Raw genomic sequence first — 12,726 nt, forward strand, 5'->3', positions numbered from 1 at the left:
AAAAAATGCCTCTATTCATAGAGGCATTTTTAATGATACTGTTAAAGTTCAACTAGATCGTAGATTAACTCAAATATTCGGGTCGAGTAATTTTCACCGTTTTAATGCGGTTTCCATCCATTTCAAGCACTTCAAACCAAATTCCGACTTGCTCAATTTGTGTACCCACTTTAACTTCACCTTGAGTTTTATCCAAAATTAATCCTGCTACACTGAAGTATTCTGAATCATCTTGAATTAAATCTAACATACCAAGTTCAAGTTCCAACTGATACAAATCCAGCATACCCGAAGCTTTCCATGTCAGCTCATCCAATTTCACCAAGTCTAATTGTTCATCAGCATCTGGGAATTCCCCAGCAATTGCTTCAAACACATCATGTGGCGAAATCAAACCCTGAATATTACCAAACTCATTGCTTACTAGAACCAAAGAACCTTTTGAATTCCGCAAGGTCTGAATCGCATCAATTACTTTCATCTTTTCAAAAATGAAAATTGGACGATTACGCTTCAATAAAGTCTGTAAAAGCTCTGGCTCATCTAGTGCATCAATCAACTCTTTTGCACGAATGATAGTTACAACCTTGTCTAACTGACCACGACAAACAGGAAACAAACTATGAGGTACTGCCAAAATCTGTTGACGAATACTTTCAGGATCATCATCCAAATTGACCCATGAAATCTGACTTCTAGGGGTCATGATCGAAGCAACTGAACGTTCAGCAAGCGTTAAAACACCGCCAATCATATAGCGCTCTTCATCAGCAAAAGCTTCTTGTGCTGCAATCGACTGAGAATCGGCGGTTTCTATTTTTCCACCCATCAATCTTAAAATAGAATCCGCTGTACGATGACGTAATGGAATTTTCGACTCATGTTTTGCTGCATTACGCTGACCAAACTGATTGAATGCCTCAATTGCAATCGCAACACCAATACCAGAATAGATATAGCCTTTAGGGATATGAAACTGAAAACCTTCTGCAATTAAGCTGATACCGATTAACAATAAGAAGCTTAAGCACAAAATCACAACAGTTGGGTGTCGGTTTACAAATGCGGTTAACGGCTTTGATGCAATCAGCATGACCACCATCGCCACAATCATTGCAACCATCATCACATAGATGTTGTCTACCATACCAATCGCAGTAATGACCGAATCTAAAGAGAAAACTGCATCGAGAATGACGATTTGCGCTACAACAGCGGTAAAACCTGCATACACCACATTACTAGTGACCTTGACTTCAGGCTTACCTTCCATCTTTTCATGTAGTTCTGTTACAGCCTTATAGACCAAGAACAGACCACCGAATAAGAGAATGAGATCTCGCCCTGAAAAAGTCCAGTCAAATATACTGATTAGCGGTTTTGTAAGTGTGACTAACCAAGAAATAGCGAACAATAAGCCTAAACGCATTACCAAAGCTAAAGATAAGCCAATAACACGTGCTTTATCACGTTGTTCTGGAGGAAGTTTATCTGCAAGAATAGCAATGAAAACTAGGTTATCGATACCCAGTACAATTTCTAAAACAATTAAGGTTAAAAGACCAACCCAAATTCCAGGGTCTAATAAAAATTCCATTATTAGATCTCCTGCTTATTATTATAAAAATATAAACGAGAAAAATGAAAACTAAACCTACACGGCGACGGGTCCATGAATAATGATACCTTTTCAACTAAATTAATTTAATTATGCACAATATTGTCCTTTTGTAATTATTTTTTCTAAAAAAATTACATTTTTTTCATATTTTTGCTTTAAAGTATTGAAACGAATATTTGAATCAATTTAATCTACACTGAAAGCTTAACCATTCAACTTACACAAATTCAATAAACTTTAATAAAATTTCTACATTTAATTAGTTTAGGAAAAATACACCAATAGTTTAAATAAACTTACTACATCTTGTGAAATCAAAAACATAAACAACATGAGGCAACTTTTTTTTTGAATATAACATTTATCACTTTTTAACAAAAAATAGTGTGTCTTTAAAAAATTAGCTTTCAACAGCGTGGATCTATAATATACACATTAAAAGCTTGTTTACTCGATCTTTTTAATCATATAACATATAGACAATACAGGACTAACAAACAAGAACTTATTTACCCCATAGTTCTTGAGCATACAACCGTTCGAACAACTTTTGGATGTTTAAAGCGACCTATTGCCTTTCATATCAAGTGGCAAATTTTACGCTTTGTTTAGCCATACTTATCGAAACTTTTGGCTTTGTATAATTTTTAATAATTGAACTCAGCTAATTTCATGGAAAATTATACCCCATCGATTTTCCTTGGTTATTTTCATTAAGTGATACATCACATATTGATTCATGTAATAAAAATAAAATATTATTAGAATTAATATTTGGCCATAATTACAAAAATTCAGGGACTCCCGAATGACTAAGAAATATTCAAAATTTTTACCGAACGCTGAAAATTTTAATATCGAAGAATTTCCTTATTATTGGATTACACAAGTTCATGCACAATATGTTCTAAACCTTGATCATGTACTGAAAAAATATGGTGTAGATAATTCTCGTCGTCGCCTATTGGTATCTTTAGAAGCTAAACCCAATGCGAGTGTATCCGAACTTTCTGATATGATTGTTTCAAAAATGTCGACGACAACTAAAATTGTTTATCGCTTAAAAGAAGAAGGTTTTGTTGATACCTATTCTTGTGAAAATGACGCACGTATCACACGTGTACATTTAACAGAAAAAGGTGTCCAAATGACTCAAAAAATTAATGACTTAATGGGTGTTATACTTGAACAATCGTTTGAAGGGCTAACACCACTTCAAATCGAGAAAATGATGGAAAGCCTAAAAATCATTTTCAAAAACTTATCTCATTAATTATAGTTTCACATTGATTTGATTGAAATTTTGATTTCAATCAAACATATCCATCTGTGGGGAGTTTTTATCGTGACGTTGTTTCGGGCAATATAGAGATTCAAACTCATCCACAGGAAAACCTTCAATAAAGCTTGAAATATCAACCTGCTTTAAGCTTAACCATTCATCTAAACGATGATGTGGTATGACAACAACTGATCGCTTATCAGTTCGCGGTTCATGAAATTCTTTCATCATCTCATGCTGATGAGCATCCATAGAAATCATCGTTGCCGAACGAACAATCTCGCCATCTTTTAAACGCGTAACTTCATATAGAGCTGCAATATAGAAAGCCTGACCATCTTTACGTCGAACCGCCCAACGTTGTGGTTTACCATTGATATATTTAGACTCATAAAACTCAAACACAGGGATCACGCCAAATTGGCACTTAGTAAAAGCTTCTGCAAAACTTCGCTTTTCTAAAAGCGTCTCATTTCTAGCATTATATGTATGTTTTGCAATTTCCATATCTTCAGACCATTTCGGTACTAAACCAAAATTGACTGAACGCCATTCAAGCCCTTTTTGAGACTTAAATAGCAAAGGAGTTTGAAAACTGGGAAAAATTTCATCGTCATATTCAAAGACAATATTTGGCAAGCCTAGTTGTAGCGCTTGTTGATGTGTAATTGCTTTGAAATTGGCACACATGATTTAATACCATCGTTATAAAATTTTGTGTTTAAAAAAAGCAAGTCGAAACTTGCTTTGTTTTTGCTATTGAATCTATTTTAAAAATTAGATTAACCAAAAATTTTCTTTACTTTAGCACTTAAACCATGGAAAAACTTATGTTTTGCATTGGCTTTTTCACTAGTCAAAAAGTTAATTTGAATCGACTGGCGTTGCCCTTCATAAGGAATATAACCATGCCAACCATTATCTGTCACTTTGAATGCAACCAGTGAACCTGGTCCCGCATTGATTTCAGCGACATAATTATTGATGTCTTGATTATCATTCAAAATACGTAAACGACCTGTTTCAGCATCCCATGATTCATTTAAATAAATCAAAATAGTGAGTAATTTACTTTTTGAGTCACTGTGAATACGACCATCTTTTTGACGTGAAAAACCACGCAAAGTGATCATCATCGGATGTTCCATGACATTTACACCAAACTTATCGGTTAAGATTTGGCGAAACTCAGGTGTATCTACAGATTTCAATAAACGATCGAAATTAGGCTTAATTTCAACATCTTCCAAGTTGTAACTTCCCCCTTGGGTCAGCTTAGGAAAATCTGCGACGACGGCTTGTACTTCACTTTCTACGATTGAATTTTCTACAATAAAATATGGATATGGTGTATTACTAACTACCGAATTCTTTAATGCATCTAACTTAATTACCGATGACATTTTAATTCAACTAAATTATTAACTTTTTTGATTCTAACAAAGAATTCTCACCTATTGAGTATTAGCTCCGTTACTCGTTTACACTATTCCAACGTTTACTGAGTTTTATTGCAGTTTCAATCATCGCCAGTGACCAATCCTGATGATTAAAGTATTTGAACGTCATTACTTGTAAATCTTGTGGAGTTTTTACTTGCATCAATGCATTCGCCAATAAGTACTGTTCCTCAAATAAAGTTTCTCTATTGTTAGACAACTCATCTTGCGTGGGTAATGAACGGTTTTCCACATGTAATAGCTTATTAGGTTGCTCAAGTGCTTCTACAGAAAATTGATCACGAATATACATTAACTGATCATAGTCAGAGATAAATTGTTGTTGCGCTTGAATAGTTTTCAAACTTTCTGGCAATTGCTCAAAAATAATATATTGGCAATATTCAAAACGTGGTAGCCAATCTTGTAATACCTTAAATAATGCTTTGGGAATTGCACCATCATGCGTATCACGGCGAACCTGTTTATCAGCTACGTCACTATAACTAAAACTCCCCCCAGAAATATGAATCTCTCGAATATATTCAATAGGATAAAGTGCGATTAAAGCATCGATCTCAAGATTAAAATTGAATGCTTGACAATAAAGGTTATGCAAATCCAAAACGATAAAAGTATTAAATTTTTGGCACAATCCTGTAACAAACTTTGCTTGCTCAACAACTTGCTGATAACTCAAAGACAAAGCCAAAATTTCAAAGCCTAAAGGTATTTTTGAAGCAGATTGAAGAGCCACCACCTGTTGTTCAAAGTCTTGAACATCGACCAAGTGATAATCTAAAGGTAATGGAAATCCTGAGTTCTGTTTAAGTTGTGATTTATAACCAATATGTTCTGAAACGTGTACATATTTAAGCTGTTGTTGTTCCTGTTCCCACAATGCTAACCACTCATCATGTAATTCATTCATCTGTGCAATAAATGCCGAATAATGCACACCATGTGCAAGCAAACGCCCTGCTTCGCTATAATCTTTGAGCAATAAATTAAACCACTCAGGTCTATTCTCATAATGGCAATGATCGAATGACCACTCCAAAACCTCAACTTTCTCTTGTTCAAATAATGATAAACATGTGTTCAAAAAACTCAATTGGGGAAAAATAGACAAACCGAGTAACGGTTTCATTACTTATTTACCCCATACCACACGCAGGACAATCTTTTGGATCAAAAGGATGCTCTACTTGTGACTTTTGCTCATTCGCTTCCAAAATTTTTGTCTGTGTTTGTTGCTTTGGAGGTGGTGCATATTTACTTTGACTGCTCTGCTGCGGTTCAGTTGAACTGCATGCGATCGCAGACAAGCTCAATATCGACATCGTCGAAATTTTGATTAAGCTTAAGTTTTTAACTTTCATATTTAAATTCTTATTTTCTTAAATTAACCATAATTATAAATGAAATTTTGCCATTACACTGTTTAATCATAAAATCCCAACAAAAAAACCAGCTATCGAAATAACTGGTTTTTTAAATATTATTCAGTTGAATAAATCATTCTAAAGAATGAAGTTAGTCACCTGTATAACCTTTTAATTTTAAACGATAAGCGTGTAGCAATGGCTCAGTATAACCTGATGGCTGTTCACCACCTTTAAATACTAAGTCATACGCTGCTTGGTAAGCATAGCCATCAAAACCTGGCGCCATAGCTGTATATTCTGGATCATTCGCATTTTGCTCATCCACAATTTTCGCCATGCGTTGCATCACTTCTTCAACTTGCTCTTTAGTCACAATACCGTGACGTAACCAGTTCGCAACGTGTTGTGAAGAAATACGTAAAGTTGCACGGTCTTCCATCAAACCAACGTTGTTGATGTCTGGAACTTTAGAACAACCTACGCCCAAGTCAACCCAACGAACCACATAACCCAAGATACCTTGTAAGTTATTTTCAAGTTCTTTGGTTTTCTCTTCCGCAGTCCAATTCGTATCTGTTGCCAAAGGAGGAGTTAATAAGTCATCTAATGGCAATGCATCAGTTTTTAACAACTCAAGCTGACGTGCAGATACGTTGCATTGGTGGTAATGAATCGCGTGAATTACAGCACCTGACGGAGATGGAACCCATGCACAGCTTGCGCCTGCTTCTGGATGTTCAATCTTGGTTTTGTACATGTCTAACAGCATGTCTGGTTTAGGCCACATACCTTTACCAATTTGTGCTTTACCACGTAAACCAGACTGTAAACCAACCATCACGTTACGGTTTTCGTACGCTGGGAACCAAATTTGAGCTTTTACTTCGCCTTTACGAACGAATGGACCAGCTTCCATAAATGTATGAATTTCATCACCTGTACGATCCATGAAACCTGTATTGATGAAGATCGTACGATCTTTCGCTTGTGCGATACAGTTTTTCAAGTTCACAGAAGTACGACGCTCTTCATCCATGATCCCGATTTTTAAAGTTTTTGCAGGTAAGCCTAATGCTTTTTCTGAACGTTCAAACAATTCAACTGCAAATGCAACTTCTTCAGGACCATGCATTTTTGGCTTCACGATGTACATAGAACCTTTACGTGAGTTCTTGTTCTCGTTTTCGCCTTTAATGTCTGCAAATGTAAGCAACGGAGTGATCAACGCATCCATGATGCCTTCGTAGATTTCAGCACCATCTACAAGGATCGCAGGGTTTGTCATCAAGTGACCTACGTTACGAAGCAACATCAATGAACGACCGTGAAGTTTCGTTTCACCACCGATCAGGTTTTTGTGTGTACGGTCTTTATTCAGTGTACGAGTAATGGTTTTACCATTTTTCTCGATAGACTCTTCAAGCGTACCTTTCATTAAGCCTAACCAGTTACGGTAGCCTTCAACTTTTTCTTCTGCATCAACAGCAGCGATCGAGTCTTCCAAATCTTGAATCGTGGTTACAGCAGCTTCAAGCACAAGGTCTTTTACACCAGCTGCATCAGCTTTACCGATTGGGCTTGTAGCATCAACTTCGATGATTACGTGTAAACCATTATTTAAAAGTACGATTTCTACTGGAGCAGCTTCGTCGCCATTAAAGCCAACAAACTGAGCTTCTTTAGCAAGTGTCGTTGTTGAACCATCTTTTAGGCTAACAACTAATTTTTTGCCTTCAACAGCATATTTAGTTGCATCAGCATGCGAACCATTTGCCAATGGGAAAGTTTCATTTAAGAAATTCTTAGCAAATGCGATTACTTTGTCGCCACGAACTGGGTTATAGCCCTTACCTTTTTCCGCGCCACCATCTTCAGGGATGACGTCAAAACCGTAAAGTGCATCGTATAAAGAACCCCAACGCGCGTTCGCAGCGTTTAAGCAGTAACGTGCATTACGCACAGGTACTACCAACTGCGCACCAGCCAATAATGCGATCTCTTCATCTACATTTTCTGTGCTGATTTGGAAATCTTCTACTTCTGGTAATAAGTAGCCAATTTCGGTAAGGAAAGCTTTATAAGCTTCGAGTTCAAATTTGTTGTTGCGGTGCCATTCATCAATTTTAGCCTGAAGGTCGTCACGCTTTGCAAGAAGCGCTTTGTTCTTAGGGCTAAGATCAACAACGACTTGCTCAAAGTTTTTCCAGTAAGTTTCACTGTCTAAACCAGAACCTGGTAGTGCTTCATTTTCGATGAAATCGTAAAGTTCTTTAGCAATCGCTAACTTGCCTTTTTGAATACGTGCAGTCATTGTCTTTCCTGATATTGCTACTTTTTATAACAAGAGTTTCTAGTATACCGATTTAAACCATGCTGAATAGTATTATCACATTCCTAAATAGTGATCATTTTCATTAAAATAAATATACACATTATCTTAAAAAATAATGATCAAAAATGCGACAATATCATCAACTTGGACAGCTTTTTACAGTGTATAAAAATTTCAAAATGCCGAAATTAGACTAAAGTGCCGAATTCGTATTTTTATCCTATCTATTTTTAATACACCTTATTTCCTTGAACAAAGATTAAGCCATGAATATGAGCAAATGTCGATAAAACAACGTAACTATTCTGTTTAAATATTTGTTTTTCTAATGTCCATAAATTTGAGTGTAGCTGTACCCCATTTAGATCACAAATGAATCTCGTCATACAAGGCTTTACAGCATATCTATTGCTTGAAAATCACCATTGAGAAATTGATACATTAAAACTATTCTTTCAATATTACAGCCTTTCTTGCTCTTTTATTTTCATACATTTTCAAATCTGCGAACTCAATTAACTGATTCAATTCTATGGCATTTTCTGGGAACAGTGCCAAACCAACACTCGCGCCCATATTCAGCTTAATATTTTCAAAAACAAAAGGTAATCCACATGCCTCAACAATTCTATTCATCGCATTTTTAGCAAGCTCTTGATCTGCAACAGAAGTTAAAATCACAGCAAACTCATCACCCCCTAAACGAGCCACTAAATCTTCTTTACGTGTCGAACCATCAATTCGTTTGGCAATTTCTTTTAAAGCTTCATCCCCTAGACGGTGTCCATAATGATCATTAATCGGCTTTAAACCATCCATATCAATCATCAAAATACCCAGATTTTTTCCAGAACGTTTGGCTTTTTCTACGCCTTGTCTTAAACAATCAAGGAATAATGCTCGATTTGCCAATCCTGTTAAATGATCTTGTGTTGCTAATTTATACAGTTCTTGCGCACCAAATTTAGTTGCATGATACATTGCGGCAGCGATCAGTTCAGACATCAAGCCCAATAAATGAATATCACTTTCTTTAAATGCATTGACTTGTTCAGAATAAATTTTCAAAACACCAATCGGTTCATCCAAATGAATCAGTGGCACGACTGCCATAGAACGCAACCCAACTCGGCGACAAGCCTCACGGTCAACGCGCTCATCATTTTCACTGTCTTTGCAATACAAGGTTTTATTTTGAGCAATACATAAGCCCGAAAGGCTGCTATGCATTTTTAAACGTAAGCCTAAAAACTCATTCGCACCATTCGAAACAGCGCGATAGACCATATCACCATCTTCAGCCAGTTCAACAATTGCCCCTTTAGCTTGGGTAATCAATTGCACTTGTTCAGCGACCAAAGTCATGACTGCGTTAATGTCTAAGCCCAATTTTGCAATCGCGGTTTGCGTTTGAATGACAGACAACAATTGCTTAGAAGTCGGTTGTTTCGTTTTAGGCATAGGTCATCCTAGACGAGTTTTAGAGAAATGTTTCAAGAATTTTAATACTACAATCAAATCGTTGTATGGAAGTAAATACTATACAAAAGCCCCTACCCACACAATTTCCATCAATTTATAGCGGTATATTTGTATATTAAAATGCTTTACATTTAAAGTATATGACGCTGCATATAGAAGCCTAAAACTCAATTTAAATGTGTAGATTTAGACCCTTTTTGTTTATATCGAACATATTGAGTCCGAAATAGACAAAATACGATCAACTGATCATCTTCAATATGTGAATGGATAAAAATTCATGGGATGATGTTCTTCTACCCATGAATATAAAATCAATTTGTTAATGAATTAATAGTATCGATTGCGCTGTTGTGAAAACTTCGCCAACTGCTTTAAAAAGCCTTCGAAGTAACTTTTTTCTTTTTCATCAGTACGATAACCTGCATATAAAGTACGGCGTAAACCATTTTCCGCCACACAATCTAAACGTTTAGAAGTTACCCAACCCTTTTGTTCGTACTCATTTACCACCCAATCTGGAAGTGCAGCTATACCACGTCCACTTGCTACAAGCTGAATAAGCATCTGAGTTAAATCCGTTGTACGAATTTGTTTAGGCAAAATATTCGCAGGAATAAAGAGCTTCGCCATAATATCCAAACGATGCTTATCGACAGGATAAGTAATCAAAGTTTCTTCCGCCAATGCTTGTACAGTAATCTTTTCAACACGTACCAATGGATGAGTATTGGACAAAACTAAACGTGATTCGTATTCAAAGATTGGGAAATATTCAATCCCTTTTAATGCGATTGGATCCGCAGTAATAAGCAAATCGAATTCAGCATTTTGTAAAAGCTCATGCGGATTTGCCTCAAAACCTGAAGCAAAATCAAGATCAACATCTGGGTATTGTTGACGATATTGATTCAACAAAGGCATCAGCCAATCGAAACAACTGTGACACTCTGAAGAGAAAATAATTCGTCCAGTTTGCCCATGCACAATACGGGTAATATCGGTTTGTGCAATTTGTATTTGCGGCAAAACATCGTCCGCAAGTTTCAACAATCGTTGTCCCACATTGGAAAATGTCACAGGGCGACTACGACGATTCACCACTTCTACACCATACCAATGATCTAACTCTTTGAGTTGATGAGAAATTGCAGATGGTGTTAGACATAGATCATTTGCAGCAGCAACCAATGAACCATGCTCACGCAATGCAGTTAATGTTTTTAAATGACGAATCTCAAGCATGAGCGAGGTCCTAGTAAAGCAACGCTTTACCCGAGCGCAAGGCGAGAAGCTATGCTTCGAGCAAAGAGGTCCAGCAAAGCAACGCTTTGCCTGAGCGCAAGACGAGAAGCTATACTTCGAGTGGCGAGGCTTAAGCAAAACATAAATTAAAAAAATTACATAAAGGATTTAAACAACAATCCTTTCATTAAAAGCAACGCTTTGCCTGAGCGCAAGACGAGAAGCTATGCTTCGAGTGGCGAGGCTTAAGCAAAACATAAATTAAAAAATTACATAAAGGATTTAAACAACAATCCTTTCATTAAAAGCAACGCTTTACCCGAGCACAAGACGAGAAGCTATGCTTTGAGGGCGAGGCTCAAACAAAATATAAAATGAATAAAATTCATTATATCAAAACATGAGTGAATTTCATTATAGTTGAATATTAATATGCTAAATTAAAAAATAAATGAATTTAATTCACCATAACGATCACAACTTGTTAACATCTGATATCTAGACAGCATAAAGCCTCTATCGAATAGAGGCTTTACTGATAAAGCTAAAATGATGAACTAGACACAAAGAATTGATGGTCTAGTGAAATTCAATCTTCACACATCAAAAAAACTTAATAATCGTTTGGATTACCACTGCATTGATGATGTCAATGAAGAATGCACCACATAAAGGAATGATTAAAAAGGCTTTATGTGATGGACCATAAGTATTGGTCACAGCCTGAATATTCGCAATTGCTGTTGGCGTTGCGCCCATTCCGAAACCGCAATGTCCAGCTGCCAAAACTGCTGCATCATAATTACTTCCCATCACTTTAAAAGTCACGATACTGGTATACAGTGCCAAGGTCACCATTTGAAGCAATAGAATAATCACCAATGGTCCTGCCAAATCAGCTAATAACCAAAGCTGTAGAGATAACAACGCCATTGCCAAATAGAGGGACAATGCAGCATTTCCAAAAACATCGATTGCTCGATCAAAGATTTTCACTTTTACAACGTGTTCTAAGAAGTTTCTAAGTAATACACCACATGCCAATGCCCAAACAAATGTTGGTAATTCAAACCACTGCCCTTTACTGACTGTTGTCATCCAATTGGCAATAAAGATACACAGTGAAAACATCCCTAACGTTGTAATGGCATTACTTGAGGTGATCAAACGTGTTTTATGTGGATATTCAAATGCCGCACTTCCTTCTGCCGCAGGTGTATCATCATGATCTACATCACCAATCTCAGTCGCAAGCTTATGTCTTTTAATTAGAAATTTAGCAACTGGACCACCAATCACACCACCAATAATCAAACCAAAGGTCGCACTCGCCATGCCTAAGACGACAGCACCATGAATACCATGCTCATTTTCAAGGATAGTACCCCAAGCACCTGCGGTTCCATGCCCGCCCGTCAAAGTAATAGAACCAACAATGAGACCGATTAAGGGATCTAGTCCCAGCACTTTTGCTAAACTCATACCTACAGCATTTTGTACCAAGACAAAACCTGCCACACAAAATAGGAAAATCACCAAAGACTTTCCACCTTCTTTGAGTTTGATAAAGCTTGCACTCAAACCAATTGAAGTGAAGAACATTAACATCAGTGCTTTTTGAATATCAGCATTAAAAGTCGCACTAATATTCAGAAATTTATATGCTAAATAGGAGCAAAGTGCAGCGATCAAACCGCCTACAACAGGCTCAGGAATATTATAATTGCGTAAAAAGGGAATATTTTGAACTAAAAAGCGCCCGATAAATAAAACAAAAACAGCAATTACAATTGTACCGAATGCATCTATTTCAAATGTCATGATTTATCCATTTATTCGAATTTATGCATATATTTAATTCAAAATTGAATAATTTTTCAGCTAGATAAGTGTAATTTTATCAGATTTATTCAGTACCACTTGAATACAACAATTCC

The 12,726-nt window shown here is 36.4% G+C and carries 10 protein-coding genes; 1 reads left to right on the forward strand and 9 read right to left on the reverse strand.

Going from position 1 to position 12,726, the window contains the following annotated elements; translation table 11 throughout:
- Window positions 1-64: 64 nt before the first annotated feature.
- Complete coding sequence (locus EXE10_RS04305) at window positions 65-1,597, reverse strand: TerC family protein (RefSeq protein WP_130112475.1); 1,533 nt, start codon at window positions 1,595-1,597, stop codon at window positions 65-67.
- Between the two features lie 832 nt (window positions 1,598-2,429).
- On the opposite strand from EXE10_RS04305, the gene EXE10_RS04310 reads away from it, so the two are divergent.
- Window positions 2,430-2,894, forward strand: coding sequence for a MarR family winged helix-turn-helix transcriptional regulator (locus EXE10_RS04310; protein WP_068974561.1), 465 nt, complete (start codon window positions 2,430-2,432; stop codon window positions 2,892-2,894).
- A gap of 36 nt (window positions 2,895-2,930) precedes the next feature.
- Here EXE10_RS04310 and EXE10_RS04315 read toward each other — a convergent pair whose 3' ends face one another.
- The 8 genes from EXE10_RS04315 to gltS all read right to left on the reverse strand — a co-directional run bounded on the left by EXE10_RS04315 (window position 2,931) and on the right by gltS (window position 12,610).
- The gene (locus EXE10_RS04315; protein WP_130112476.1) at window positions 2,931-3,593 is read right to left on the reverse strand and encodes an SOS response-associated peptidase; all 663 of its coding nucleotides are present in this window, start codon (window positions 3,591-3,593) and stop codon (window positions 2,931-2,933) included.
- 92 nt (window positions 3,594-3,685) lie between these two features.
- Complete coding sequence (locus EXE10_RS04320; protein WP_130112477.1) at window positions 3,686-4,306, reverse strand: 2OG-Fe(II) oxygenase; 621 nt, start codon at window positions 4,304-4,306, stop codon at window positions 3,686-3,688.
- 70 nt (window positions 4,307-4,376) lie between these two features.
- Window positions 4,377-5,492: a DUF692 family multinuclear iron-containing protein gene (locus EXE10_RS04325; RefSeq protein WP_130112478.1), complete on the reverse strand. Its 1,116-nt coding sequence runs from the start codon at window positions 5,490-5,492 to the stop codon at window positions 4,377-4,379.
- 7 nt (window positions 5,493-5,499) lie between these two features.
- Window positions 5,500-5,724, reverse strand: a complete 225-nt coding sequence (locus tag EXE10_RS04330; protein WP_130112479.1) for a hypothetical protein — start codon at window positions 5,722-5,724, stop codon at window positions 5,500-5,502.
- A gap of 154 nt (window positions 5,725-5,878) precedes the next feature.
- Complete coding sequence (locus tag EXE10_RS04335) at window positions 5,879-8,041, reverse strand: malate synthase G (RefSeq protein WP_087551742.1); 2,163 nt, start codon at window positions 8,039-8,041, stop codon at window positions 5,879-5,881.
- A gap of 468 nt (window positions 8,042-8,509) precedes the next feature.
- Entirely contained in the window at window positions 8,510-9,523 is a 1,014-nt protein-coding gene (locus EXE10_RS04340) for a sensor domain-containing diguanylate cyclase (protein WP_130112480.1), read from the reverse strand.
- Between the two features lie 351 nt (window positions 9,524-9,874).
- Complete coding sequence (locus EXE10_RS04345) at window positions 9,875-10,789, reverse strand: LysR family transcriptional regulator (RefSeq protein ID WP_068974555.1); 915 nt, start codon at window positions 10,787-10,789, stop codon at window positions 9,875-9,877.
- 603 nt (window positions 10,790-11,392) lie between these two features.
- Window positions 11,393-12,610, reverse strand: a complete 1,218-nt coding sequence (gene gltS, locus EXE10_RS04350; RefSeq protein ID WP_130112481.1) for a sodium/glutamate symporter — start codon at window positions 12,608-12,610, stop codon at window positions 11,393-11,395.
- Window positions 12,611-12,726 lie beyond the last annotated feature (116 nt).

This window comes from Acinetobacter sp. WCHAc060033 (assembly GCF_004209125.1).
Classification (GTDB): Bacteria; Pseudomonadota; Gammaproteobacteria; order Pseudomonadales; family Moraxellaceae; genus Acinetobacter; species Acinetobacter wuhouensis.